The organism is bacterium, assembly GCA_030697645.1.
Lineage (GTDB): Bacteria > Patescibacteriota > Minisyncoccia > Phycocordibacterales > VMGT01 > JAUYPI01.
Map to the genome: position 1 here is coordinate 13,137 of JAUYPI010000006.1, position 25,151 is coordinate 38,287.

The window sequence follows — 25,151 nt, forward strand, 5'->3', positions numbered from 1 at the left end:
TTGGTTGGTTGTTGCAGGTCTTGCGAGAGAATAGCGTGCAGCGATGTCGTTGTCAATGAACGCCTTTGATTTCATAAAGGAAGTTTTATTTGCGACGAATTTCTATTAAACCTCTTGCATAACGCATGCGGAATGCCAAGGATGTTGGCTATTGAAGCGGGGAAATACCACGTTATGCAAGAAGTCTATTACATACAAACGACCGCCCTGGAAATCAATCCGGGGCGGTCAGTGCCAGCTGGTTATATTCTTGTCAGCTAGTACACGGCCTACACATGCTTCACAAAGAGCGTCGTTGTATCTACGCGAACGAAAGCGTGCCTCACGTTCGCTTGAACGCGGAAGACGGAACCTGTGCCGTATGGCAACGTGTCGTCTTCAAGGAAGAACAAACCACTGCCCTCGAGCACCATAACCACTACGGGGTAGCGGTGCGCCCCAGGGGTGTAGGAGCGTCCGACGGGTAACCCAGCTAAGACATTGGCTCCATATTCTTGGGTACTGCCCAAATCAAGTATCGGCACATTGCCTTCGGGGTCAGAGATGGCGATGGAGAAGCGAATTCTCTCCATGCCGGGTACTTGTTCGGTCAACGGTATTGGCATATGATCCTGCATGGATCTTTCCTCATTGTTTTGTCGCAATAAAGCGAACACATTGAAACGAGATAACCCCCCCCGAATCCGTAGAGACTATAAACAAAAAGTAAGGTAGTGTCAATAATTTTATTACTCACTCGTTGACAGCGGTTTTGTTTTTGTTTGGAGTGATAAAATTTTTTGGAATTTTTGTTTATCCACAGGTAGGAAGTTCGCCGCGAGCGTATACTCATAGTAGGATTATTATTTTTCGCTTCATTTTCTCATTTTTATGGTGAAAGTTGCAGAAAAACCGGTGCAGGCGGCAAAAACCGCCGCAAAAATGGTCGATTTTGTCCACAAAGTGCAGAAGCGCGACGGCTCGATCGTGCCGTTCGACCTCATCCATATAACGAGCGCTATACATCGAGCGATGCTTGCGACCGGCGAGGGCTCCGAGCGCGAGGCGGAGCTTGTCGCAAACAAGGTTTATGCCGACCTCGTACGCATCGCGCGGCGCTACACGACCTTCATCCCCACGGTTGAGGGCATTCAGGACAGCGTTGAAAAAGAGCTGATCCTCAATGACTACATCCGCACGGCAAAGGCCTATATCCTGTACCGGCAGGAGCGCTCGCGCATCAGGGCCGCGAGCGGGGCGGTGCCGGAGCGCGTGCGCGAGCTTGTCACAGAGAGCAAGAAATACTTCCGCAATCCGCTTGCCGAATTCGTCTACTACCGCACCTACGCGCGCTGGATAGACGAGGAAGGCCGCCGCGAGACGTGGGTTGAAACGGTGGACCGCTATATGGCGTTCATGAAGGAGAGCCTCGGCATGAAGCTAAAGCAGATCGAGTACGACGAGGTGCGCGAGGCGATTATGAGGCAAGAAGCCATGCCCTCGATGCGGCTTTTGCAGTTTGCGGGGAAAGCGGTCCGCGTGACGAACGTCGCGGCCTATAACTGTTCTTTCATCGCGCCTTCAAAACTACAGGATTTTGCTGAGATCATGTACGTCTCGATGTGCGGCACCGGCGTCGGGTTTTCAGTCGAGAGCAAGAATATACAAAAATTGCCGCAAATCAAGCCGCAGAGCGGCAAGAAACATCCGACCTATATCATCCACGACAGCAAGGAGGGGTGGGCGGATGCGCTTACATTCGGGATGAAAGCGTGGTTTTCCGGCGAGGACGTTGTCTTCGACTATTCGCACCTGCGGCCTGCTGGCGCGCGCCTCAAGACCATGGGCGGGAAGTCATCCGGCCCGCAGCCCCTGCGTGAGCTCCTTGACTTCGCGCGGCAGAAGATCCTCCGCAAACAGGGCCGGCGGCTCTCGAACCTCGATGCCCATGACGTCATCTGCAAGATCGGTACCTGTGTCGTCGCAGGTGGGGTGCGCCGGAGCGCGATGATCTCACTCTCGGATTTTGATGACGAGGAGATGCGCGACGCCAAGAAAGGGCAATTTTACCTTACGGAGCCGCAGCGCTCGGTCGCGAACAATTCCGCGGTCTACGAGCGTCGGCCCACGACCGAGGAATTTCTCGACGAGTGGGTCGCGCTCCTGAAGAGCAACTCAGGCGAGCGCGGCATCTTCAACCGCGGAGGACTTCTCAAAACTCTCCCCGAGCGGCGGGTTAAGTTACTGAAGGGCGTGCCTGATAATATGGGCACAAATCCGTGCGGAGAAATATTATTACAAAACAAAATGTTCTGTAACTTATCTGAAGTCGTGTGCAGGCCGTCTGACACGGAAGAGACGCTGCTCCGGAAAGTCAGAATTGCCGCGTTGCTCGGCACCTATCAGGCGACGCTCACGAACCTACCGTATATCTCGAAAGAATGGCAACGGCACTGCGAGCAAGAGCGGTTGCTCGGGGTTTCCCTCACGGGCCAATGGGACTCTCCGGTCGTGCGGAACGCCGAGACCCTCCGCAAGCTTCGCAGAGAGGCTGTGCGCGTCAATCAGCAGTATGCAAAGCGCTTCGGCACGAGCGCCTCGAGCTGTGTCACCTGCGTGAAGCCCTCCGGCACGCTCTCGCAGACCGTGGACGCCTCCTCCGGGATGCATCCGAGGTTCGCGCCCTACTATATCCGCCGCGTGAGGATCTCGGCGACCGACTCGCTCTTCCGCATGCTTCGTGATCAGGGCGTGCCCTACCACCCTGAGGTGGGGCAGGGCAAGGACGATGCGACGACATATGTGATTGAATTTCCGGTGAAAGCCCCGAACGGTGCGGTTTTTAAGGATGATCTTACCGCGCTCGAACAGCTCGAGCACTGGAAGCTCGTCAAGGTGAACTATACGGAACATAACCCCTCCTGCACAATCTATATCGGCGAGGATGAATGGGTTGCCGTGGCAAACTGGCTTTACGAAAACTGGGACATCATTGGCGGCCTCTCGTTTCTCCCGCGACAGAATCATGTCTACCAGCTCGCTCCCTACGAGGAGATAACGAAGGAGACATTTGAGGAGCTCGCGCGCCGGTGGGAGAACGTGGACTTCGCTAAAATCGTCACCTATGAAAAGCAAGACGAGACCGAGCAGCAAAAAGAGCTCGCCTGCGCCGGCGGGGTGTGTGAGATTTGAGGGAAAAAATCATGCAACAGGAAAGCCCAGCACCTCACAAGGCTGCTGGGCTTTTGATGATTTGAGCCGCTCTTTATTTTTCCGCTCTTTCTGCTTCGAAAATGAGCCTCGTGAGAAGCGTGTTTGCGGCGCGTGAGCGCGCCTCGGCGTCCTCTGCAGCATAGGCGACCCCGACGACGCCGATTTTTCGATGCGGCGCGCTTGTTCGCGCGATGCACCTCGAAGGTCGGCTACCTTCCGTACACTGCGAGACGCTGTAGCGCGGCGCACGCAGACCGCACGCCGAACAGTATCTCCCGAGGTTCTCCTCCGCCGCGCTATCGGGAAGTTTCGAGACTATGCCGAGGAGCGAGAAGACGGCCTCGTCCATCGCGAGCTCCTTGTCGGGGAGCCATTCGCTCACCGCTGCGAAGTTCTCACCCGGAAGCTCAATCCGCGCAACACCCATAAATCTGCCCTGGGCGTCCTCCTTTGTTTCAATAATGGGAAGCGGCCAGCGAAGTTCCACATGCGCACGCTCAAAGACCGAGCGCACAGAACGGGAACGTTCGGCGAGTGATCGGAGCACATCGCGTTTTGCGGAGCGCCAGAGTATGCCCCCACAGCGCGCGAAAATGAGTACACAATATGCCATTTCGCTGTCGTTCCCCGAGCGAGTGCGGAGGTACAGGTTCCATTTAAGGATATCGTCGAGCCACGGTTCTTCTCGAGCCCTGAAACGCAGCTCACGTATAAAGACCGCTCTGCTCCGGCGTGCGGTTTTATAGTCGGCTCTGTAGTACTCTTTTTGATACTGCTCGATGTTCAACTCACGTTTGATCACATTAATGTGGGACGCGATCGACGTGAGGACGCGGTTGGTACGGACGTGCTGCTCGCCACGCAATTCGGCCTGAATTGCCTGGTGTACCAGAAGGTCCGGATATCGGTGGAGCGGGGAGCTCCAGTGGGTGTGCAGCATATTGAGGGCGCCATGGCCCTCAGGTAGGGGCCCATAGTAGGCCTTGTGGTAGAGCATTCGTACGCGCATATGAAGACTCTTGAACTCGGGGGGTGGCATGTCTCCGGCATACGCGCGATCGATATCCCTGAGAAGCCGCTCGCGTTGCTTTTCCCTAATCTTCGTGGTGTGATTCCGATAGAGTATCGGAACGCCCCGCTCGAGGCACCAGAGCGCAAGCGCATTGCTCGCGAGCAAAATGAACTCCTCAACGATTCGATTTGAAGATAGGGCGCGCGTGTGTAGAAGCCACTTCGTGTATGCCTTCTCGGTGGAGTCTTCACAACCGTCATCTAATCTGTCGAGAATGAGTGCGCCGCTGCTGCGGCGGCGAGAACGGAGTCGTTCCGTCAGGTCTCTCATGAGGCGTAACTCGTGAGCAAGGGGATGGATGCACCCCGCGCCTATACGATCGGCGTCTTCGAATGAAAGGTTACCGACGTTTTTGAGAAGCGATGGTACCACACGAGTCTCTTTGATGTCGAGGGCGTGTCCAAGCGTCACGATGACCGTAATCGCCCGCTGTTCTCGTCTGCCGAGTATCGCACTTCTGATCACTCCCTCGGGTAGCATAAGTTCGGTACCGGCGCCCTTATAGTGCGTAAAGCCCCTCTGGTACGCCCGCTGGTCAATCCCGGAAAATGGTACCACAAGCGCGGCAACGTCAGCGATGCTCACGGAGACCCGGTAGACGCCGTCGGTCTCTTCTGCCCATATCGCGTCGTCACGCATTGTTGTACCTCTCTGGTCGATGCAAACTCCTTGTACCGCTTCTCTTTCTGTTGGACTCTCTTGCTCTTGTAACGTATATATTCCTCGCACATGGATACCCCTTTCTTGATTGGGTTTTCTATAATCACAAAGGTCGGCCCCTAAACAATGTCTGAACAGTGTACTGAGCTCTGATTTCAGAGTACCACAAAAAAAGTTTTTGAGGAAGGCCCTCGGAGCATTGGAATTCCACAGGCTACTTTGTATACTAAAAGCACGATGCCGTTTTTTAGCGCCACTCACAGAGCCGCGAAGCACCGGCAGGTGCCCGTTGCGCTTTTTGATATCGGAAGCGGGAGCGTGCACAGCGCGCTTGCGTACTTGAGCCGCGGGGAAAATGCCGAGGCGCGGCTCGTCTATGGCGCAGGCGAAGACTTTATGTTCCATGAACACGTGCAGGCTGCACGCCTCGACCGAGCGATGTTAGCGGCGCTTGAAAAAGTTGCCGCCGAGCTCTCACGGGCAGCGCACGAGCGGGGTGAGAGCATTCGGCACGCAATGCTCACGTTTTCCGCACCATGGTATATTGCGGAGACAAAAATTTTATATTACAAACATGATACGCCGATCGAGATCACGGCTGCGACCATTGACGCCTTGATCGAGGAGGCGTGGCGGCGCTTCGGCACGACTCCCTCGACAATCCCACACGCTCGCGGCGAGCGGGAAGCAGGAGATGAAAGCACTCTGATCGAGCAATCTATCGCCCGCGTTGCACTCAATGGCTACCCCACCCGCTCACCGGTTGGGAAGGTCGCGTGCACGCTCGAGATTGCGCTCTACTTAAGCAGGATATCCCGGAGCACCCTTGAGGCAATAGATGCCGTCCTTGCCCGCACGATGCCGGGCGCCTCTGCAGTGCCCCACTCTGAAGCACTCGTGCTCTCTTCGGTGCTCCGCGGCCTCTTTCCGGCGCACGAAGATTTTTTGCTCTGCCACGTCGGCGCAGAGATGACCGAACTTGCCCTGGTGATCGAGGGGGTGCTACTTGAGACCGTATCATTCCCCTACGGATCGCATACACTCGTGCGGGAGCTCTCAAGCGCCACGAAGAGCGTCCCTGCGGCGACACTCTCGCTGCTCTCGCTCGACCCAAAAGATATGGATGAGAAAACGACACGTCGTACAAGCGAGGCTATCCGCACGCTCGGCGAGCGCTGGTTCGCCGAGCTTTCTCGCTCGCTCGCTTCCTTGACAGACACGCACGGCCTCATGCCAACCTGGTGTATGGTGCTTGCTGAAAATATGGCAATGACGGAGCGATTTCGGCAGTTTATTCTCGGTGAGGGATCTGCGTCAGCGTTTCTTGGTGGGGGTATACTGCACCCCACGATGATCCCGGAACAGGCACTTGCGACCAAGCTCACCTGCGAGGTAAGCGCCGCGCCCTGCATGCGCGACATATCCCTTGCCTGTGAGGCAATTTTTGCGCAATCCACGCTGTTATCCACAAGGTAGCGTTGTTAAGGTATGTATGCTATAGTCCACTTACCTTAATAACGTCGAATATGCTTAACGTTTAATTTTCAAGTCTCAATTTCCAATTTTCAATCAATTTTCAATTACTCAATTTTCAAACACGACGTCGTTCGTTATTGAAAATTAGAAATTGAAAATTGCACACGCTATGCCTCCTAATCCCGTAAACGACGTCACTCCGCCGCGGCGATCTATTCGATCGCTGGTGTTGCCGCACTCAGCAGGGGATCAGAGCGAACCCGCCGCAGGTCGTGGTTCAGGAGCCGCAGATAACGGAAGCATTGGAGGTAGAGGCCGCGGCACGCGCTACGGTAAGCGGCTGTGGGCCGTGGCTATATTCTCCATAGCGCTTCTCTACGTTGTTTTCTCGGTCTTTTTCGCCGGGGCGCAGGTGATTATTGAAACGCGTGAATATACCGGCTCGGTAGATGGCACATTCGCCGCATCTGCCGAGGGTATGACGGCGCCGCTTACCTACCGGCTGGTCTCAATAGAAAAAGAAGCGACTCGCGGACTGCCAGCGACCGGCGAGGAGTTTGTTGAGCGCAAATCGTCGGGAACCATAGTTATCTATAATAACTATGACGAGAAGCCGCAGCGCCTGATCAAGAATACCCGTTTTGAGACGCCGGACGGCTTGATCTACCGGATTGCAAAGTCTCTAGACGTTCCGGGGAGGAGAAAGGCGGATAATTCACTCGCCAACCGTTTTGATATGGGCAGCATCGAGGCGGTTGTCTTTGCGGATGCCGTAGGCGAGCGGTACAACATCCCCCAAGGCACGCGATTCACAATCCCGGGCCTTAAGGGCGACCCGCGCTTCGGAGGGTTCTATGCGGAGACGAAGACTCCTATTGAGGGTGGCTTTGCTGGTGTGGTGAAGACTGTATCAAGCGCGGCAGAGGATGAGGCGCGCCGCTCTCTCAAAGCCGAACTCGAAAGCGCCCTCAAGGCAGAGATTACGGGGAGTATTCCGGAGCGCGCGCTTTGGTATGAGGACGGCGCGATTATCCGCTCGCTCTCGCTCGCCAACCGCTGGGAAGGCGACAAAGTGATCGTCGGCGAGAAGGCGGGAATCCATGCCATGGTGTTCGATCAGGTTGCTTTCTCAAAGCATCTTGCGCGCGCAACTGTTGCCGGTTTCGATGAGGGCGACGTGGTGATAGAGAATTTTGACGAGCTCGCCGTTACCTTTCTCGAGAAAGAGGCGTTTGATCCCGCGGTAAAGGGCGAGGTGCGTTTCTCGGTTCGCGGCACCCCGCATTTCAGGTGGGTGTTCGATGAGGCGCGCCTGCGCGCCGACCTTGCCGGAAAATCAAAACGAGCGATTAACACGATCCTTGCGGGTTACCCGGCGATAGCCAAGGCTGAAGTTATTCTCCGTCCCTTCTGGGACAGCACGTTCCCAAAAAAGCCGGAGAGTATCGTGCTCATCTTGAAAGGACAGAATTCTGAAGGAGCGCCAGCTCAATAGGTAGACAGGCGGCCACACCCGTGCTTCTTTCTCGCGCGGAACGTGGGGTAGATGGTTGCATGCGGTGCATAATGTTGCTATAGTTTATCCGGCTCGCTTTCACTGTTGCAACCGCATCGTCACTGAAAGGTTATTGAGTCAACATTCTCTCTAATAAAGAGCAGATTTTCAAAAGTGAAAGTGGGGTTGGACATGCAGCGATCAGATTCGAGACATGAGGAAAAATTCGGCGTCGTCGAGGAGGCGCTGCCGGACGCAATTTTTCGCGTCTCGCTTGAGGGGGGCGGGGAATTGAAAGCTTACCTCGCGGGGAAAATGCGCTTGCACCACATACGGGTGCTTGTTGGCGACCGCGTCATTGTTCGAATTGATCCGTATGGAGGGAAAGGAAGGATAATCAAACGGCTATAATACCAAGTATATCAATCGCCAAAAAATTGGAATTTGGAAATTTGGTGTCTGGTGATTGTATTTTGGTTATTTGAGAACCAAAGCTATGCGTGTTCGCTCAACCATTAAAAAGCGCTGCCGCACGTGCCAGATGATACGACGAAAAGGTCGTATGTATATCGTGTGTACCAATCCGCGGCACAAACAGAGGCAAGGATAGGGTCTTTTTATTTAATTTTCAATGCTCAATTTTCAATCAATTTTCAATGACCCAATTTTCAAACACGACGTCGTACCGGCGCCGTCATTAAGTCATTGAAACATTGAAAATTTATTGGAAATTGCAAAATTGAAAATTGAAAATTTCGTTCTATGCGTTTATTCGGCATTACCATTCCAGAGAAGAAGCGGCTCGATATCGGCCTCACGGCGATCTATGGGGTCGGACGTCCGCGCGCCGGAGCGGTTCTCCGGGAGGCAAAGGTAAACCCGGCGAAGCGACCGGCTGAGGTTAGTGCGGAAGACGAGGCGCGCATTCGGGCAGCACTCGAGAGCATCAAGCTCGAGGGCGAGCTGCGGCGGGATATAAGCGCAAACATCAAGCGCCTCCGCGAGAGCAAATCGTACCGCGGCGTGCGCCATGTGCGGCACCTGCCGGCACGAGGTCAGCGCACGAAAACAAATTCACGCACCGTCCGCGGTAATGTGCGTAAGACCATGGGATCGGGGAGAAAAAAGGTGGAGAAGAAGTAGATCGCTTCATTGTTTAATTTTCAATTATCAATTATCAATTTTCAATCAATTTCCAATGAACCAATTTTCAAACACGACGTCGCCGCCACTCAGTCATTCATTGAAACATTGAAAATTTAATGAAAATTGAAAATTGTAAATTGAAAATTTCGTGCTATGGGCAAAAAACGCATCATCAAAAAAAGCGGCGGGGGTTATGACAGCGGACTTAAATCCCGTGCGCTCTCTCGTGTGGCAAAACGACAGATCGAAAAGGGAGTGCTGCATATCCAGTCCACCTACAATAATACGCTCCTCACGCTCGCCGAGGCATCGGGTGCGGTGCTCTGCGCCTCGTCGAGCGGCGCGCTCGGCTTCAAGGGCGCGCGCAAAGGGACGCCCTATGCGGCGGCAAAGGTCGGTGAGCTTATCGGCGAGAAAGCGGTGCAGATGGGAATGCGAGATGCAGACATTATAGTGAAGGGCGTTGGTGCAGGCCGAGAGTCGTCCGTCCGCGGCTTCATTTCGCGCGGGATCAGCATTAGCAGTCTTCGGGATGCAACGCCCGTACCTTTCAACGGCCCGCGGCCGCCGAAGCCGAGAAGGGTGTAGCACGAAATTTCCAATTTTCAATTTTACAATTTCCAATCAATTTTCAATGTGTCAATGATGCAATGACGGACGACGTCGTGTTTGAAAATTGGGTCATTGCAAAATTGATTGAAAATTGAAAATTGAGACTTGAAAATTAAGTATACGAGACATCTACTTCATGAAACTCGGACCAAAGTATAAAATTTGTAAGCGTTTAGGTCCCGACGTCTTTGAGAAATGCCAGACGCCGCGGTTTGCGCTGGTCGCGAGCCGCGCTCCGAAGACGAAGCGAGGTGGAAAGCGAGGCGGGAGGCCGTCTCGAACGGATTACGGCAAACACATGCTTGAAAAGCAGCGTGTGCGGTTTACTTATGGCCTCTCGGAGCGGCAGTTTGCGCGCTATGTCAAAGAGTCGGCGCGACCGGCCGGCGCGAAGCCTGCAGAGGCGCTCTACCGGCGGATTGAGTCGCGTCTCGACAATATCGTGTACCGTCTGTCTCTTGCGCGCACGAGAGCACAGGCGCGCCAGCTCGTCTCGCACGGCCTCATTACGGTGAACGACCGGAAAATGAGCAGCCCGTCGTATGCGGTGCGAGTCGGCGAGCGGATAGGGGTCAAGCAGAGCAAGCGCGATCTCGGTGTCTTTGCTTCCCGCGGCCGAGGTGCTGAAGGAGAAGGCATTGTGATGCCCCCGGCGTGGCTCACGTTCGACGGCGCGAAAATGGAAGGAGTTGTGAGCGCCTTGCCTGCCGCGGAGAATGCCGGAGCGCAGTCGCTTGATTTGCAGGCGGTGATTGAGTTTTATAGCAGATGATGAAATTTTCAAGGCTCAATTTTTAATTTTCAATCAATTTTCAATGAACTAATTTTCAAACACGATGTCGTCCGTCGTTGAGTCATTGAAACATTGAAAATTTATTGAAAATTGCAAAATTGAAAATTCTCAAGTCACCATGGTAATTTGACACCTCAAATTTTAAGTGTATAATTTATTTTGTTTACTAACCTACTTTTATTTTTATGCCAGACTACACTATTGCGCTGCCGTCAAAACCACGGGTCGTCTTTGAAGAGGGAATGAGCGGCATGTATGAGATAGACGGCCTTTATCCAGGCTATGGACATACGCTTGGCAATTCGCTTCGGCGTATTATCCTCTCGTCGCTCCCCGGGGCGGCCATAACGCACATCAAGATCGAAGGGGTACCGCACGAATTTTCGACGATCGAGGGCGTCAAGGAGGACGTCGTCGCACTCACCCTAAATCTCAAACGCCTCCGGCTCTCGCTCGCCGGAGACGAGCCGCAGACGATGACCCTGAAGGTGAAAGGGCCGCGAGAAGTCATGGGTGCCGATATTGTGGCACCCGGGCAGGTTACCATATTGAATCCCGAGCTCCACATCGCAGAGGTGACGGCAAAGACGACGCTTGAGATGGAGCTCACCGTGGAGCGGGGGCTCGGGTATGTGCCAAAGGAGGTGCTTGAGAAAGAGCGCGTCGAGATCGGGACACTGACGCCGGATGCGATTTTTACTCCGATCCGCCGCGTCAACTACGAGGTGGAAAATATGCGCGTCGGCGATCGCACCGACTTCAATCGGCTGCGGGTCTTTGTTGAAACGGACGGGACGCTCACGCCGCGCGAAGCGCTCGAGCAGTCGATTGAGATCATGATCCACCAACTCAAGGCAGTGATCGGCTTTGAGGAGAAGGAGGAAGATGAGACAGAGAGCGCAGATGAGACGATGCGTGGCGAACCCGCTCTTCCGCGCGGCGAGTCCGAGAACCCTGAGAAGCGGAGCGTCGCGGCGCACGAGGAGCTCGATAAAGAATTTTTGAAAACTCGTATCGAAACGCTTGACGGCCTCTCTGCCCGCACAGCGCACGCGCTCTCTGAGGCGAACATTCGAACCGTCGGCGGACTCGTACGCAAGAAGGCGGAAGACCTGCTTGCACTCGAGGGGATCGGGGAGAAAGCGATTGAGGAGATTAGAGACGTGCTTGCGAAAAACGGAGTAACGTTGAAGTGATATATGCAGGAAAGAATTCCTTTGGAAAAAGTTGGGGATGGATCCGAAATATCGAGACAGGAACCTCTCGGGATACTTTCTATTGGTAGTAATTGGACGGAATCTAGCGGCAGGCCGCTCGAAGAAGGAGAATCTCAGTTCTTTCACTCTACGTATGCATATAATATAAGTCCGGAACAATATCGGGACATTCTCGAAAAAGAAGAGTTTGTACTAGATCGACGGATGTTTGTTGACCCTATCCCACAAACCGGCTACGGACAGGTTCCCAATGTGGAGATGCGTACGTATAAAGAAAATCCGGACGAGCTTATACTTTTTCGTTTTATTACAAAAGATGAAGAGCCGTTTCTTAAGATACAGGCCGAAGGACTTGATCTTAAGGATATAGGGAAAAAAGAAGGGCTGGTTGGAGGACCAGAAAAACGATTCGACCCTAATTATTTAGGGTATGCACTAAAATTAAGAAAAGTAGGCGAGGAACAATTGGGTGGTTACAAATTTCCTCATAGAGTTGTCACGTTTGAAGTTGTAGAGCGAATGCCTATTATTCCTGAATAATTTTTAGCTTTTAGCGCTAGGTTTTTAGTGCTACTGTGTTAGTCCTCTAAAAGCTAATAGTCTATGCGTCACCACAACAGAATCAAAAAATTCGGCCGCGTCGCGCGGCAGCGGAGAGCACTGATCTCCTCGCTCGCCTCATCCCTCATTCGTCATGAGAAGATCACGACGACCGAGGCGAAAGCAAAGGAGCTTCGGCCATTTATTGAGCGCCTCATCACCGTTGCGCGGCAGGGCACACTCGCCGCGAGGCGAACGACCCTTGCGCGACTTGGCGGAGAGAGTGTCGCTGCGCGTCGGCTCATGAGCTCTGTTGCCTCGCGCTATCTCTCTCGACCCGGGGGCTACACGCGCATCACAAAACTGCGTGCGCGCACCAGCGACAGGGCACCGCAGGCGCGCATTGAATTTGTATGACAGCCACTGATCAGACACTCTATACAATCGACGCCCGAGCACAGCGTCTCGGGCGGGTTGCCGCCGATGCGGCGCGCGTCCTTATGGGCAAACACACGCCCCACTACGAGCGCAATCGGATAAACGGGCAGCGCGTACGCATCGAGCACGCGGCAGCACTCCAGATTGACGAGCGAAAAAAGAAGCATACAATATATTCGCGCCACTCGGGCTATCCGGGCTCGCTCAAGCGCGTAACGCTCGCCGCGATCGAGACGAAGCGCGGTCGAGAGCGTGCATACAGCGAGGCGCTCCGTCGGGCAGTCTACGGCATGCTGCCGAAGAACAAGCTGAGGCCGAGGATGATGAAACGGCTTGAAATCATATAGAGAAAATGATGTAGAGACACGCAGCAAGCAGAACGTCCTCAGCATCAAAACCTAAATGCCGATAAAATTTTCAATTATCAATTTTCAATTTTCAATCAATTTTCAATTTCTCAATTTTTCAAACACAACGCCGACGTCGTCCATTGAAAATTGTAAAATTGAAAATTGAAAATTTAAACTGTATGCCTTCCTCAACCACCCCCAAACCCAAGAAATCCGACCGCTACATCGAGGCAGTTGGCCGCCGCAAGACGGCGATTGCGCGCGTGCGGATCTCACCTGCTTCAAAAACGAACGTCTTGATCAACGACCGCTCGATCGAATCGTACTTTCCAGTGGCCACCCTTGCGCAGAGTGTCCTCTCGCCGCTTGCGCTCGCGCCGTCGGCGCATTTTAGCGTAAGCGTCCATGTTGTCGGCGGGGGCATTCGCGGCCAGGCAGAGGCGGTGCGCCACGGTATCGCGCGCGCGCTCACGCTCTCGAGCGCTGATCTCCGGACCCCTCTGAAGCGCGCTGGATTTCTCACGCGTGATCCTCGTGCCAAGGAGCGGCGCAAATTCGGGCTCAAAAAAGCGCGCAAGGCACCGCAATGGAGTAAACGATAGTTTACTCCATTGCGGGCGAAGGGGGTCGGGGAAACTGTAGTTTAGTTCCCTCTAAATTTTCAATTATCAATTTTCAATCAATTTTGCAATGAATCAATTTTCAAACACGACGTCGTCCGTCACTCAGTCATTGAAACGTTGAAAATTCATTGAAAATTGCAAAATTGAAAATTAGACAATCCTATGTCCGATACAGATCCAGAAAATGCACGAGACGAAACAATAGATATCATATCGGAAGAGGAAGAGCAGAATTCCTCCGTCCTGATCCAAAAGCTCCGTGGTAAGTTGAAGCTCTGCGAGGCCGAGCGGCACGAGTACCTCACTGGCTGGCAGCGGGCGAAAGCGGACTTGGTGAATGCACGAAAGGATGAAGAGCGCGAGCGCGCCACGTTTGTGCGTTTTGCTGCAGAGCGGCTGGTTCGCGACCTCCTGCCGGTGCTCGAGAGCTTTGAGATGGCGTTCTCAAATCCAGGATGGGAGCAGGCACCACTTGAGTGGCGGCAAGGCATCGAGCACATCCACGCGCAGCTCGTCGCAGTACTTGAGCGCAGCGGCCTTGGGCAAGTACGTCCAGAGATCGGAGAAAAATTTGACCCTACGCAACACGAATCGGCGGGCGAGACTCCAGTCGAGAGCGCGGAGCAAGATCACGAGATCGTCTCCGTTGTTCGACGCGGCTACCGACTGTATGATAAGCTGATACAGCCCGCGAGAGTCATGGTTGGCATATCAGGCGATACGCATGAACATTAAAAGCAGAACGGAACACGCCTCCGAGTCATCTAATTTCCAATTTTCAATTTTGCAATTTTCAATCAATTTTCAATTATCCAATTTTCAAACACGACGCCGACGACGTCCGTCATTGAGTCATTGAAACATTGAAAATTCATTGGAAATTGAAAATTGTAAATTGAAAATTAAGAAATAATTTTAAAACTAAACTATGAGTAAAATAATCGGCATTGATCTCGGCACGACATTCTCGGCGGTTGCGGTCGTCGAGGGCGGTGAGCCGCGGATTATTGAGAACGCAGAGGGCGCGCGCACGACGCCTTCGATTGCCGCGCTCTCGAAGACTGGCGAGCGACTCGTCGGGCTCATTGCTAAGCGTCAGGCAGTAACGAACCCGAAAAATACGATCTACGGCATCAAGCGCTTTATCGGCCACCGCTTCGACGAGCAGGAAGTACAGAAAGACAAAGGCTCGGTGCCCTTCGAGGTACGACGCTCCGAGAGCGGCGGTGTTGAGGTGAAGCAGGGGGAGAAGTGGTACCGGCCGGAGGAAGTGTCCGCGATGATCCTCCAGAAGTTGAAGGCCGACGCCGAGGCCAAGCTCGGCGGCCCGATCACCGAGGCTATAATCACGGTGCCCGCATACTTCAACGACTCTCAGCGCAAAGCGACGCAGGATGCGGGGCGGATCGCGGGGCTCGATGTCAAGCGCATCATCAACGAGCCGACCGCGGCCGCGCTCGCCTATGGCTTCAATAAGAAAAAGGAAGAGAAGATTGTCGTGTTCGACTTCGGCGGCGGCACGTTCGACGTCTCGGTGCTCGAGGTCGGCGACGACGTGGTTGAGGTGAAGTCAACGGATGGCGACGCGCACATGGGCGGCAAGGATATCGACCAGAAGATAATCCACTGGATTGCGGACGAGTACCGCAAACAGAGCGGCATTGATGTCCGCGCCGATCCTCTGGCGCTCCAGCGACTCGACGAAGCGGCGGAGAAAGTAAAGCACGAGCTCTCCTCGACGACCCAGAGCGAGATCAATATCCCGTTTATCACTTCGGATAGCTCGGGCCCCAAACACCTTCTTATGAATATGACGCGCGCTACGCTCGAGGAGCTTGCACGGGAGTACATTGACCGCTCGATCGAGATTGCGAAGCGCGCGATGGATGCCTCGCCGTTTAAGATCAATGAAATTGACGAGGTGATTCTCGTCGGGGGACAGACGCGCATGCCCGCAATCGAGGAAGCAGTGAAAAAGTTTTTCGGCAAAGAGCCAAACAAATCGATCAATCCTGACGAAGTCGTTGCGCTCGGCGCAGCGATCCAGGGCGGGATTCTCCGCGGCGAGGTGAAAGACGTGCTCCTCCTTGATGTGATTCCGCTCTCACTCGGTATTGAAACTATGGGAAACATCGCGACAAAATTGATCGAGCGCAACACGACCATTCCGACCTCCCGGACACAGGTGTTTTCGACCGCTGCTGATAACCAGACCAGCGTCGAAATCCACGTCGTGCAGGGCGAGCGGGCCATGGCCGCGGACAACAAATCGCTCGGCCGCTTCATTCTCGACGGGCTCCCTCCGGCTCCCCGCGGCATGCCCCAGGTTGAGGTAACATTCGACGTTGACGCAAACGGCATCCTCAACGTGACCGCGCGCGACAAGGCGAGTGGAAAGGCGCAATCAATCCGCATCGAGGCTCGCTCAGGGCTCACCGAGGCCGATATCGAGCGGATGAGAAAAGACGCAGAGAGCCATGGCGAGGATGATCGACGCAAGCGGGAGGAGGCAGAGGCGCGCAACAGCGCCGAGCAGCTGATTTACACCGCGGAGAAGGCGCTCCGCGACGCGGGGGACAAGGTTGACAGCGCGGTGAAAACCGCAGTCGAGGAGAAACTCGCGGCGCTGAAAAAAGCGCGCGATGAAAACAACATCGATGGCATGAAATCCGCAACCGCAGCGCTCTCGCAAGAAATTTCAAAAATCGGCGAGCAAATGTATAAAGCGCAACAAGAGCAGCAGAAGGGAAGTGAGAGCGACAAGAAGGACGATGGGGGAGGGGTGAGGGATGCGGAGTTTAAGGAGAAGGGAGACGATACGAGCGACAAGCAGTAAGCAGCATGCGGCAAGCACACGGTTCCCAGCTTTTAGCTGTTAGCTTATAGCTTTTAGCACGGACGGCGGAGCCTCTCAAAAGCTAACAGCGTTATAAGTTTTCCAGCCCTTTGGGCGCAAAGGGCTATGGCTAAAAGCTCGTATGAAAGATTACTATACAATCCTTGGAGTTCCGCGGGGTTCGTCCAAAGACGACATCAAAAAGGCGTTTCGGAAGCTCGCGCATAAGTATCACCCGGACAAGACGGGCGGGGACGCGACGAGGTTCAAAGAGGCGAGCGAGGCGTATGCAGTGCTCTCCGACGACAAGAAACGCGGCGAGTATGACGTCTACGGCCGCGTGTTCTCCGAAGGAGGGCCGAGCGGCCCGCAGGGCGCGCCGAGCGGTTTTGACTTTAACGACTTTGCGCGTGCCTTTAGCGGCTTCAAGGAGTTTGAGGACATTGACCTCGGCGACCTCTTCGGCGATATTTTTGGTTTCTCTGGCGGCGCGCGCCGAGGAGCGCCGCGCGGCCGCGACATCTCGATAGACGTCGAGATCTCATTTGCGGACTCGGTTTTCGGCGTCGAGCGCAAGCTGCTCCTCACGAAAACGTCGAGCTGCAGTGAATGCTCTGGCTCCGGCGCCAAGCGAGGGAGCGAAACCATCTCCTGCAGCGCCTGCAACGGCAAGGGAAAGATACATGAGACGCGCCGATCATTCTTCGGTACGTTCACGTCGGTGAGCAGCTGCAGCGCCTGCCACGGCAGCGGGACAATGCCAAAAGATAAATGCAGCGCCTGCAGAGGGGCGGGCGTACGCCGCGCGCAGGAGGAGATCGCGATTACCATCCCGCCGGGGATCGAGAGCGGCGAGATGATCCGACTCACCGGCGCAGGGGAGGCAGTGCCGGGAGGCGTCGCGGGCGACCTCTATGTGAAAATTCATGTACAAAAGCATCCGCGCTTCCGCAAAGAAGGCGCGAACCTTGAAACGGACCTCAGCGTGAAGCTCACCGACGCGCTCCTCGGTGCGAGCTATACACTCCCGACACTCGAGGGCGACATCGAAGTCACGATTCCCGAAGGCATTACGCACGGGGAGATTCTCCGCGTGCGCGGCAAGGGCATTCCTCTTGACCGCTCTCGCCGCGGCGACCTCCTCATCACGATCAAGATCCAATTCCCCACGCGTCTTTCAAAAAAATCCCGCGCAGCGCTTGAGGAGTTGCGTAGAGAGGGCATCTAAGCAAAAAAGAAGACCCCACAGCGCAAAGTGCGAAAACCCCCGTATTCAAGTATGCTCGCTTGAATACGGGGTTTGCTCTGTCCCAGCTCCACCTACATAGGCTTGATCTCGATAACGTTAGAGGCTACATGCTACAAAGAACTGTTCAATCGATGTAGACCAACGGGCTGTATGCATGCAGTAAAATTGCGGACCGTCAGGAACATGTTTGTCAACGATCGTGCGTAACTCGGCGCCCGTAATAGATGCCGCGGCGAGTTGCCCCTCGGCGGTGAGCAGTTTTCCTAGATGCCGTAGAGTGCCGTAGGTAGACCCGCGATCTCGACGGAAATCCTCGATGGAACAGCCCGTATGCGCACGAAGCGTCTCCGGCGTGATCGAGCTCGACTCAAGGAGATTAGCTAGGCAGTCGAGGAGGCCCGGCACATGCAAAAAGAATGATGGGAAGCGGTACGCTGCCGCTCCCCGATTGATGCGTATCAGCGTTCCTCGATCGCCGAACAGAGCACTCGACGGTTCAAAGCGTGGTAATCGCTCGCCCTCCGTCGTGCAGAGCGTGAGCGTTGTTTCAATGAATTCCGGCCGTAAGATACCAGTCAGAAATTTAAACTTCCGTTTTTGTCCGCGGAAGAACACCTTGTGGAAGAGCGCGAAGCAGTGCGCCATGCAGCGATGTTTATACGGAAGCCGCGTATTCGTTTCGACAGCGCAGAAAGGGGGGATGCCGCAGAGCCGCGACATGGTGACAATGGTCCGCATGAATTCTGGATCGCCGTGGTACAGCTCGTCGCGAAACAATGAAGCGAGCTCGCCACTCACATGGCACACTTCGGTAAAGTCTGATGTCCCATACGGCTCCCCACGCCCCGGAATAAACCGCATACTCACCCATTCCTCTATCAAAGGCGGACTGTGTTCAATACCGTGCCCCGCGGGTTCCATCGCATGCGGCTCGCGAATTTCACCGTAGAGCGGGTACTCGACATTGAGCAGGTACACGAGGCTTTTGGTATCGAACTCGTCGAGCGGCGGGCAATCGCCGTAGCGATTATACGAGCTGCGGCAGGCGAGTGTCAGACGGAGTGCGGATTCGTTGGTCCAGCATGGATCGTAGAGTGGCTTCGCCACATATATGGTTAACGTCGTGTGCCCGAACCGCTCGCATGCACACGGCGTCAGTGATTCTCTACATTCACGGCCAAGAGCGATGACTTGTTCCAGTGGGGGCTGCGGTACTATGGAAACGTATAGCTCACTCTGCTGCGGCAAAAGGTAGGGAACTGTGCGCATGTGGTGTCCTTTCTTTTGATTATGGGTAGCATACAAGAACGGCCCGTGGCCATCTTTTTTGGAACTCGTGTCTGGTCTGAGATACAGTCTAGAGTGCCGAGATTCATTTGTCAAAAATATGCACTGGCACCTTTCGCTTTCGTGAGTTTATGGCTATCATATGGTAATGTCCTCGGAGCGTCATGGACAGCACAAGGGGCGACTTATGGGCAAGCCCGTGCTGATCGGTGCTGCCCGAGCGCACCGAAGCGGCAGCGTCCGCTATCTTAAAAACGGCACCGCATGTATCAAAATTCCTGACATAAGCGAGATACGCATTCCACGTGCGCGGCAATTTGATCTCACCGAGGCTACGATCTTCGGGCTTAACGAACGTTTGACTTCTACTGCCGCTTCACCAATTGTTGGTGCTCGGGGCAGGATGCAGAAAACGCTTCGCGACGTGTTCAACGCCGAGTGGCAGAGGTATGCGAGAGCCTTGGAGCGCGCCGAGGACGCCGGTTCTTTTAACTACGGCATCTATGCTCTGTATCGAGGCGAACAGACCCTTGTGCGTTACGCGTCGCCCAAGTGGCACCGGATCGTTGCTATCGCCAGCAGCTCCACGCTGCTCACCGATCCTCGGCGAGAACTCAGCTGGCAGGAGGTACAGTCGTGTTTCGCGAAGACAACGATCGCGGTTGCAGGCGGGAGCGTCGGTGGTAATGTGCTCCACTGTGCGGTGATGGACATGCGTCCGGCCGCGGTTAAAATCGCGGACAAAAGCGTGTATAAAATGGAAAATATTAATCGCGTACGGCTTCGCTACGATGAACTTGTTTCGTCAAATGAACACCGCTCCTCTCTTGCCGAGACGCTCCTGCGCAACAAGGCAGAAGTATTGGCGACGCAACTCTACGCGATAGATCCGTTTTTGAGAGCGTATGTGTATGCAGAGGGCATTACGCACGAGACACTTGGGCCGTTTCTCGACGGTACCGGCCGAGAACCCGCAGTGGATATCATCGTCGAGGAAGTAGATGACCCTCGTACCAAAATCTTACTCCGCGAAGCCGCGCGCGAGCGGCGCTTGCCGCTCATCATGGTCTCTGACTTTGGGTCCGCGGTGCAACTCGATGTCTCGCGATATGACCTCAACCCATCGGCACCGCTCGCGTACGGTACGGAAGATGCGCTCCTTCGTACGCGCACTGATGCATTGTATGAACGAGTCGGTGACCGCGACGCTTTTTTTGATTTTGTCGATGCGCTCGCCGGCACCGACTATCGCACTGGTGAGCTCGCGGCGATTCTTCGAGGCTCGTGCGAAATCCCTACTTCCACCATCATACCGCAACTCGGCTCAACCGCCGCGATGGCAGGCGCCATCGCGGCGGAAACCATAGCGCGTGTACGCCTAGGACATCGCTATCCATCGCGCGTCGTTATGAATAAGCACACATGTGCCGTGAAGCGATATGAGTGACCGTCACGGAGATGGCTCGTGTGTGAGGACAAGTTCCTCAAGCGGCACCCGCGGCGCTCTCGGACGCAGTGCATGCGCCGGGTTGCGCAGGTAACCGGCACGAAACAACGCCGCAATGGGACGAAGCGTGCCAAGAGTGAGTGCAAACATTTTATTGACGAGGGCGACTTCGACAAGCGCGGCATGAACCGCAACCGCAATGTCGGCGCTCGTGAGCTCGAGGAGGATGCGCTCGAGCATGCGGCCGGCAGCAAGCCAGTGGGCGACGTCGTTTTTTTTAATCGTGAGGATACCTATGAGCGGGGAGCTTTCAATCCCTGCTTTACCACCGAGCGCAAACCGGAGCATATCGTCTGGCCTGAGCGCGCCCTCTCCGACAAGGCCGTCGTGGATACGTATCGCCTGCGTATCACTGAGGCCGAACCCTATTCCCGGCATGCCACGTCCTGCGTCGGTGTCGTTGTGGAGTAGCCAGTGACCGAGCTCGCGGCTAAAGCGTGGTGAGTTGAGGACGAAATTGTCAGCTTGCGCTTGAAATTCTGCAATCGCGCGCCGTCTGACGCCATCGGTGATGAGATGAATCTTCACGCCACTCTCGTGCATCGCGAGAATTTTTTTCATGAGCGCGTGCGGCATGTGTTTTTCTGGCAGAAATTCAGCCCGCGTCATTTTGCGTGTAAAAAGGGCTCGCATGAGAGCGTGTGCGCCTCGAGCATCCCGAAGCCCTGCATGCGCCGGCTCGTCAAATAATATTTCGGCAAGGGGCACGTACCTCTGTTCACTCCGGGCAAGAGCGGGTTTGACCTCGGATAGAGCGGCGTTGCGTAGTCGTGCCGCTCGCGTGAGACCGTAGTAGCTCGCCGCAATGAGAGCGTTCTCCACTGCCGCACCGATGCTGATAACCGACTGTCTGCCCGTCGGGTCAGATGCGGGAAGCACAAACCTGCGGTCGAGAAAAAACTGCAAGGCTGGATTTCGTTCTCTAGTTCTAAGAACGAATGCCCATGGTTGCGTGTTGTGTGTGCTCGGGGCACGCGAGGCGCAGCAGGCAAGATATCGCAGACGCCGCTCCGGCGTAAGCGCTCCAAATGCCTCGTATGAGAGCATCGTCTCGCACACTACCTTTTCCTGTACACGCTCACGCATAGGGGGCGACGCATTGAAGCCAGTATAGTACACTATCGGTATGCAATATTATACTATAATCACAAGCGAGCGGAAAGCGAAAAGAGGTCTTTTCATTTTCCGCCAGCGCCGTGATTATATTCAAGCGAGCGAGCGACATGCGAGAGAGTATGCCCTCTCGCATGTCCGAGCGAGCGCAGAATATATGGCACGTATGCCATATATACCCAAAAACATTCGCAAACCTGCTGCTTTTGGGTATATAACCAGAGCGTAACACCACGAAATGTATGGAGTCACTTTCTACTGAGCTTCTTCTTGGCGCGCTCGCATTTAGCACCGCTGGCCTTCTCGGACTTGTTGTATTTTTGCGGGACAGAAAGAGCGCGACCCACCAACTATTCTTCGTGCTTGCCGTTTTGATCGAAGCGTATATCGTCGTTAACTTTGTCTCGCTGCACCCGCCACGCACCACACCGGAGAGCCAGCTCTTCTGGATCCGGATGGTCATGTTCGTCGTGTCATATATCGGACCGACGCTCCTTTTGCTCGTCACGACGTTCCCCGCGAAGCGAATTCGTCTCTCGTGGCGCTTGCTCGTGCCAGTGGGTATGCTCATGGTCGCTTCCGCCGCCGCCTCTCTTTTGCCGTTCGTGTTTTCGTCAATCCACTATCCGGAAGGTGAGCCGATCCCCATTCCCGGCCCCGGCATATTTGTCTTTGCGGCAGACTTCGTCGGCCTTTTTATTCTCAGCTTTGTCGTTCTATTGGTTCGTTATCGCCGTGCAGTGGGACCAGAACGCTCCATGCTCAACTACCTCTTCTGGGGTGTAGTAGTGTCGTTCTCGCTCATGGCGATTTTCGCGTTTCTATTCGTTGTCGTCATCAAAACATCAGCGTTCGTCTTCCTCGGCCCTATTTTCCCGGTGATCCTTATGGCATCGATCGCTTATGCGATCGTTCGGCATAGGATGTTTAACATTCGTCTTATTGCTACTGAAGCGCTTGTCGTCTCCATCCTCATCTTTCTCTTCGTGCGTTTATTTACTCGCCTCTCTACAACAGACATCGTCATCGACGCTACTATCTTTGTTCTCTCTGCGGTGTTCGGGGTGCTTGTGATCCGTGGCGTCCACAGAGAAGCAGCGGCACGCGAGCGGATACAAAAACTTGCTGACGATCTCAGAGCGGCGAACGTTCGCCTCCAAGAGCTCGACCAGCTCAAATCCGAGTTTCTCTCACTTGCCTCGCACCAGATTAGGACGCCGATCTCAGTGATCAAAGGCTATGCATCCCTTCTTCTTGAAGGATCGATCGGGCCACTCACTGAGCAGGTGCACGAGGCGGTGGATCGTATTTTTCGTTCAGGCAACGCGCTCGCGCTCATTGTAGACGACTTTTTGAACATATCACGCATCGAACAGGGGCAGCTGAAGTATGATTTCGTCGAGATTGATCTTTCAGCCCTTCTGTCCCGCCTCGTCGAGGAGCAACGTTCGGTGTCTGAGAAGATAGGACTCACACTCGACCTCCACATGCAAACGGGGGAACCCGTCACCATACAGGGGGACGAAGGAAAAATTCGTCAGGTTGTCGCGAACCTCATCGACAATGCGATTAAGTACACGCCGCATGGGGGCATCACTGTGACGCTCGGAGGGCATGCTGAGGAGGGGTGCGTACACCTCTCGGTTTCTGACACCGGCATCGGCATAGCAAAAGAGACGATCCCAACGCTGTTCACCAAATTCGGCCGTGCAAAGAATGCGAGCGCACATAATGTCTCCGGCACTGGCCTCGGCCTCTACCTTGCAAGACAAATTGTCCAGGCGCACGGCGGTAAAATTTGGGCCGAGTCCGAAGGGGAAGGGAAAGGCACAACCTTACATCTCGAGCTCCGCAAGCGGCTCCTATCGTAGAAGTTGGACGTTGGACGGTCGCTTTGCGACGCCCTCGAAAAACATCTGGTATCAAAGCGTGGGGCCTGATATCCCACGTTTTGCTTTCGCGCTTCGTCTGCTTTTTTGCTATGCTGTAGCTCATGACAGCGGACGGGCAAAAAACGCTCCTCTCCGGCGTGAAGCCGACGGGAAGGCCGCACATTGGCAACTACTTTGGCGCGATGAGGCAGTTCGTCGAGCTCTCGCGGCAGCACGGCGGCGGATTTTTCATGATCGCCGATTATCATGCGCTCACTACTCTCTACGACCCGCGCTCTCTTGCCGAGAACACGATCGGCGTTGCACTCGACTACCTCGCGATCGGGCTTGATCCGGAGCGCGCCGTGATTTTTAAACAGTCGGACGTGCAAGCGCATACCGAGCTTGCATGGATCTTTGATTGCATTACGACGATGCCCTACCTCATGCGCGCGCACGCGTTCAAGGATGCCGAGGCGAAAAATAAAGAGATCAGCGTCGGCACGTTCAATTACCCGATGCTCATGGCCGCGGACATCCTGCTCTACAGCCCCGACATCGTGCCGGTCGGGGACGACCAGAAACAGCATCTCGAGATTGCGCGCGACACGGCAGCAAAATTCAACGGCATTTTTGGCGAGACCTTCAAGCTGCCAGAGCCGCACATACTCGAGCATGTCGGCACCGTCCCCGGGCTCGACGGCCGCAAGATGAGCAAGAGCTACAAAAACACCATCCCGCTCTTTGCAGAAGATGAAGAAATTGCGCAGCTTGTAATGAATATCGTGACGGATTCCCGAGCCAAAGGCGAGCCACTTGATCCGCACACTGATACTGTTTTTGCGCTCCACTCTCTTTTTGCGAACGAAACGGAACTCGCTCGGCTTGCCGAGAGATATCGAAGCGGCAGCATCGGCTACAGAGAATCAAAGGAGCTCCTCGTCGAGCGCCTGAAGACATTTGCCGCACCCCTGCGCGAAAAACGCAGAAACATGGCGAGCGATAGAGCGCGTGTACTCGATGTGCTCGAGGAAGGCGCAAGAAAAGCTCTGGCGAGGGCGGGCGCGACAATGGCAGACGTGCGCCGAAAAATCGGCGTATGCTCATACCCGGGGTAGTCCCCTGAATCGGAACGAGTAATCACTCACACCCGTCATTGCGAGCGGAGCGAAGTAATCCAGTTGTTGAGCCGTAATTCTGGATTGCCTCGTCGCTCCACTCCGTTCCGCTTCTCGCAATGACGGCTGTGTTGTGCAGCTTTGTGATAGGTGTGAGTGATTACCGGAACGAATGTTGACGACCGTATGTCGTGCGTTGTATAGTAGTAGAGTATACGCCCATGTCTACGTTAACGATTACTTTACCTCAGAGGAAGATGCGACAAGTGGAGCAACGCGCTCGCGCGGCGGGTTTTCGCGCTCCTGGCACATGGGCGCGCAGTATCATCGAAACCGAAGTGGCGCGCGATGAAGATGACGAGGAGATCACTGAAGATACTATTTTACGGTGGTCGAGGGAGGCAAAGGTGCTGAAACGAGCAGGCAAACTTCCCATTTTGCGTTCATTGGCCGACCTCCGTTCTACTCGACGTGGTTTTTCGGGGCGACCAAATACTGCGAAGCGGTCAGGCCGCTCGCTCACCGTGGGCGCGCGATAAGAACCGTGCATAGAGGC

At 54.7% G+C, this 25,151-nt stretch carries 24 protein-coding genes; 20 read left to right on the plus strand and 4 right to left on the minus strand.

Annotated features, from left to right (window positions below):
- Nucleotides 1-269 precede the first annotated feature (269 nt).
- Complete coding sequence (locus tag Q8R39_01390; GenBank protein ID MDP3735062.1) at nt 270-605, minus strand: hypothetical protein; 336 nt, start codon at nt 603-605, stop codon at nt 270-272.
- Between the two features lie 265 nt (nt 606-870).
- On the opposite strand from Q8R39_01390, the gene Q8R39_01395 reads away from it, so the two are divergent.
- Entirely contained in the window at nt 871-3,171 is a 2,301-nt protein-coding gene (locus Q8R39_01395; protein ID MDP3735063.1) for an ATP cone domain-containing protein, read from the plus strand.
- 73 nt (nt 3,172-3,244) lie between these two features.
- Here Q8R39_01395 and Q8R39_01400 read toward each other — a convergent pair whose 3' ends face one another.
- Nucleotides 3,245-5,248 (minus strand): RNB domain-containing ribonuclease, encoded by a 2,004-nt coding sequence (locus Q8R39_01400; protein MDP3735064.1) that lies wholly within the window; start codon nt 5,246-5,248, stop codon nt 3,245-3,247.
- Here Q8R39_01400 and Q8R39_01405 point away from each other — a divergent pair.
- From Q8R39_01405 to dnaJ, 15 genes are all read left to right on the plus strand, one after another.
- Nucleotides 5,162-6,400: a hypothetical protein gene (locus Q8R39_01405; GenBank protein ID MDP3735065.1), complete on the plus strand. Its 1,239-nt coding sequence runs from the start codon at nt 5,162-5,164 to the stop codon at nt 6,398-6,400. The two genes, Q8R39_01400 and Q8R39_01405, sit on opposite strands and share 87 nt — an antisense overlap.
- 169 nt (nt 6,401-6,569) lie before the next feature.
- Entirely contained in the window at nt 6,570-7,895 is a 1,326-nt protein-coding gene (locus Q8R39_01410; GenBank protein MDP3735066.1) for a hypothetical protein, read from the plus strand.
- A 192-nt stretch (nt 7,896-8,087) separates the two neighbouring features.
- Nucleotides 8,088-8,306, plus strand: coding sequence for a translation initiation factor IF-1 (gene infA, locus Q8R39_01415; GenBank protein MDP3735067.1), 219 nt, complete (start codon nt 8,088-8,090; stop codon nt 8,304-8,306).
- Nucleotides 8,307-8,391: 85 nt separating this feature from the next.
- Entirely contained in the window at nt 8,392-8,505 is a 114-nt protein-coding gene (gene rpmJ, locus Q8R39_01420; protein ID MDP3735068.1) for a 50S ribosomal protein L36, read from the plus strand.
- 152 nt (nt 8,506-8,657) lie between these two features.
- The gene (rpsM, locus tag Q8R39_01425; protein ID MDP3735069.1) at nt 8,658-9,038 is read left to right on the plus strand and encodes a 30S ribosomal protein S13; all 381 of its coding nucleotides are present in this window, start codon (nt 8,658-8,660) and stop codon (nt 9,036-9,038) included.
- A gap of 156 nt (nt 9,039-9,194) precedes the next feature.
- Nucleotides 9,195-9,629 (plus strand): 30S ribosomal protein S11, encoded by a 435-nt coding sequence (gene rpsK, locus Q8R39_01430; protein ID MDP3735070.1) that lies wholly within the window; start codon nt 9,195-9,197, stop codon nt 9,627-9,629.
- 160 nt (nt 9,630-9,789) lie between these two features.
- Nucleotides 9,790-10,425: a 30S ribosomal protein S4 gene (gene rpsD / locus Q8R39_01435; protein MDP3735071.1), complete on the plus strand. Its 636-nt coding sequence runs from the start codon at nt 9,790-9,792 to the stop codon at nt 10,423-10,425.
- A gap of 206 nt (nt 10,426-10,631) precedes the next feature.
- Nucleotides 10,632-11,642, plus strand: a complete 1,011-nt coding sequence (locus Q8R39_01440; GenBank protein ID MDP3735072.1) for a DNA-directed RNA polymerase subunit alpha — start codon at nt 10,632-10,634, stop codon at nt 11,640-11,642.
- A 3-nt stretch (nt 11,643-11,645) separates the two neighbouring features.
- Nucleotides 11,646-12,203: a hypothetical protein gene (locus Q8R39_01445; protein ID MDP3735073.1), complete on the plus strand. Its 558-nt coding sequence runs from the start codon at nt 11,646-11,648 to the stop codon at nt 12,201-12,203.
- 63 nt (nt 12,204-12,266) lie between these two features.
- Nucleotides 12,267-12,620, plus strand: coding sequence for a 50S ribosomal protein L17 (gene rplQ / locus Q8R39_01450; GenBank protein ID MDP3735074.1), 354 nt, complete (start codon nt 12,267-12,269; stop codon nt 12,618-12,620).
- Nucleotides 12,617-12,988 (plus strand): uL13 family ribosomal protein, encoded by a 372-nt coding sequence (locus Q8R39_01455; protein ID MDP3735075.1) that lies wholly within the window; start codon nt 12,617-12,619, stop codon nt 12,986-12,988. Before rplQ ends, Q8R39_01455 begins: the two co-directional genes overlap by 4 nt.
- Before the next feature lie 182 nt (nt 12,989-13,170).
- On the plus strand, nt 13,171-13,593 hold the full coding sequence (gene rpsI / locus Q8R39_01460; protein ID MDP3735076.1) for a 30S ribosomal protein S9: 423 nt from the start codon (nt 13,171-13,173) through the stop codon (nt 13,591-13,593).
- Nucleotides 13,594-13,776: 183 nt separating this feature from the next.
- Entirely contained in the window at nt 13,777-14,349 is a 573-nt protein-coding gene (locus tag Q8R39_01465; GenBank protein MDP3735077.1) for a nucleotide exchange factor GrpE, read from the plus strand.
- 193 nt (nt 14,350-14,542) lie between these two features.
- A complete protein-coding gene (dnaK, locus tag Q8R39_01470) occupies nt 14,543-16,450 on the plus strand; it encodes a molecular chaperone DnaK (protein MDP3735078.1) in 1,908 nt (635 codons plus the stop codon).
- Between the two features lie 142 nt (nt 16,451-16,592).
- Nucleotides 16,593-17,678, plus strand: a complete 1,086-nt coding sequence (gene dnaJ / locus Q8R39_01475) for a molecular chaperone DnaJ (GenBank protein MDP3735079.1) — start codon at nt 16,593-16,595, stop codon at nt 17,676-17,678.
- 117 nt (nt 17,679-17,795) lie between these two features.
- On the opposite strand, the gene Q8R39_01480 is transcribed toward dnaJ, so the two are convergent.
- Entirely contained in the window at nt 17,796-18,968 is a 1,173-nt protein-coding gene (locus Q8R39_01480; protein ID MDP3735080.1) for a hypothetical protein, read from the minus strand.
- Nucleotides 18,969-19,134: 166 nt separating this feature from the next.
- On the opposite strand from Q8R39_01480, the gene Q8R39_01485 reads away from it, so the two are divergent.
- On the plus strand, nt 19,135-20,433 hold the full coding sequence (locus Q8R39_01485) for a ThiF family adenylyltransferase (protein MDP3735081.1): 1,299 nt from the start codon (nt 19,135-19,137) through the stop codon (nt 20,431-20,433).
- 3 nt (nt 20,434-20,436) lie between these two features.
- Here Q8R39_01485 and Q8R39_01490 read toward each other — a convergent pair whose 3' ends face one another.
- Complete coding sequence (locus tag Q8R39_01490; protein ID MDP3735082.1) at nt 20,437-21,579, minus strand: hypothetical protein; 1,143 nt, start codon at nt 21,577-21,579, stop codon at nt 20,437-20,439.
- Nucleotides 21,580-21,848: 269 nt separating this feature from the next.
- On the opposite strand from Q8R39_01490, the gene Q8R39_01495 reads away from it, so the two are divergent.
- The 3 genes from Q8R39_01495 (at nt 21,849) to Q8R39_01505 (ending at nt 25,134) form a co-directional block, all read left to right on the plus strand.
- Nucleotides 21,849-23,477 carry an ATP-binding protein gene (locus Q8R39_01495; protein ID MDP3735083.1) on the plus strand — a complete coding sequence of 543 codons (1,629 nt, stop codon included), beginning with the start codon at nt 21,849-21,851 and terminating at the stop codon, nt 23,475-23,477.
- 122 nt (nt 23,478-23,599) lie between these two features.
- The gene (trpS, locus tag Q8R39_01500) at nt 23,600-24,595 is read left to right on the plus strand and encodes a tryptophan--tRNA ligase (protein ID MDP3735084.1); all 996 of its coding nucleotides are present in this window, start codon (nt 23,600-23,602) and stop codon (nt 24,593-24,595) included.
- A 221-nt stretch (nt 24,596-24,816) separates the two neighbouring features.
- Entirely contained in the window at nt 24,817-25,134 is a 318-nt protein-coding gene (locus tag Q8R39_01505; GenBank protein ID MDP3735085.1) for a hypothetical protein, read from the plus strand.
- The last annotated feature ends 17 nt before the right edge of the window (nt 25,135-25,151 follow it).

Bases quoted from the DNA above. Each gene is read 5' to 3' on its own strand.
- Q8R39_01390 (MDP3735062.1), bottom strand. From the start codon at position 605: ATGCCAATACCGTTGACCGAACAAGTACCCGGCATGGAGAGAATTCGC.
- Q8R39_01395 (MDP3735063.1), top strand. From the start codon at position 871: ATGGTGAAAGTTGCAGAAAAACCGGTGCAGGCGGCAAAAACCGCCGCA.
- Q8R39_01405 (MDP3735065.1), top strand. From the start codon at position 5,162: ATGCCGTTTTTTAGCGCCACTCACAGAGCCGCGAAGCACCGGCAGGTG.
- Q8R39_01410 (MDP3735066.1), top strand. From the start codon at position 6,570: ATGCCTCCTAATCCCGTAAACGACGTCACTCCGCCGCGGCGATCTATT.
- infA (MDP3735067.1), top strand. From the start codon at position 8,088: ATGCAGCGATCAGATTCGAGACATGAGGAAAAATTCGGCGTCGTCGAG.
- rpmJ (MDP3735068.1), top strand. From the start codon at position 8,392: ATGCGTGTTCGCTCAACCATTAAAAAGCGCTGCCGCACGTGCCAGATG.
- rpsM (MDP3735069.1), top strand. From the start codon at position 8,658: ATGCGTTTATTCGGCATTACCATTCCAGAGAAGAAGCGGCTCGATATC.
- rpsK (MDP3735070.1), top strand. From the start codon at position 9,195: ATGGGCAAAAAACGCATCATCAAAAAAAGCGGCGGGGGTTATGACAGC.
- rpsD (MDP3735071.1), top strand. From the start codon at position 9,790: ATGAAACTCGGACCAAAGTATAAAATTTGTAAGCGTTTAGGTCCCGAC.
- Q8R39_01440 (MDP3735072.1), top strand. From the start codon at position 10,632: ATGCCAGACTACACTATTGCGCTGCCGTCAAAACCACGGGTCGTCTTT.
- Q8R39_01445 (MDP3735073.1), top strand. From the start codon at position 11,646: ATGCAGGAAAGAATTCCTTTGGAAAAAGTTGGGGATGGATCCGAAATA.
- rplQ (MDP3735074.1), top strand. From the start codon at position 12,267: ATGCGTCACCACAACAGAATCAAAAAATTCGGCCGCGTCGCGCGGCAG.
- Q8R39_01455 (MDP3735075.1), top strand. From the start codon at position 12,617: ATGACAGCCACTGATCAGACACTCTATACAATCGACGCCCGAGCACAG.
- rpsI (MDP3735076.1), top strand. From the start codon at position 13,171: ATGCCTTCCTCAACCACCCCCAAACCCAAGAAATCCGACCGCTACATC.
- Q8R39_01465 (MDP3735077.1), top strand. From the start codon at position 13,777: ATGTCCGATACAGATCCAGAAAATGCACGAGACGAAACAATAGATATC.
- dnaK (MDP3735078.1), top strand. From the start codon at position 14,543: ATGAGTAAAATAATCGGCATTGATCTCGGCACGACATTCTCGGCGGTT.
- dnaJ (MDP3735079.1), top strand. From the start codon at position 16,593: ATGAAAGATTACTATACAATCCTTGGAGTTCCGCGGGGTTCGTCCAAA.
- Q8R39_01480 (MDP3735080.1), bottom strand. From the start codon at position 18,968: ATGCGCACAGTTCCCTACCTTTTGCCGCAGCAGAGTGAGCTATACGTT.
- Q8R39_01485 (MDP3735081.1), top strand. From the start codon at position 19,135: ATGTCCTCGGAGCGTCATGGACAGCACAAGGGGCGACTTATGGGCAAG.
- Q8R39_01490 (MDP3735082.1), bottom strand. From the start codon at position 21,579: ATGCGTGAGCGTGTACAGGAAAAGGTAGTGTGCGAGACGATGCTCTCA.
- Q8R39_01495 (MDP3735083.1), top strand. From the start codon at position 21,849: ATGGAGTCACTTTCTACTGAGCTTCTTCTTGGCGCGCTCGCATTTAGC.
- trpS (MDP3735084.1), top strand. From the start codon at position 23,600: ATGACAGCGGACGGGCAAAAAACGCTCCTCTCCGGCGTGAAGCCGACG.
- Q8R39_01505 (MDP3735085.1), top strand. From the start codon at position 24,817: ATGTCTACGTTAACGATTACTTTACCTCAGAGGAAGATGCGACAAGTG.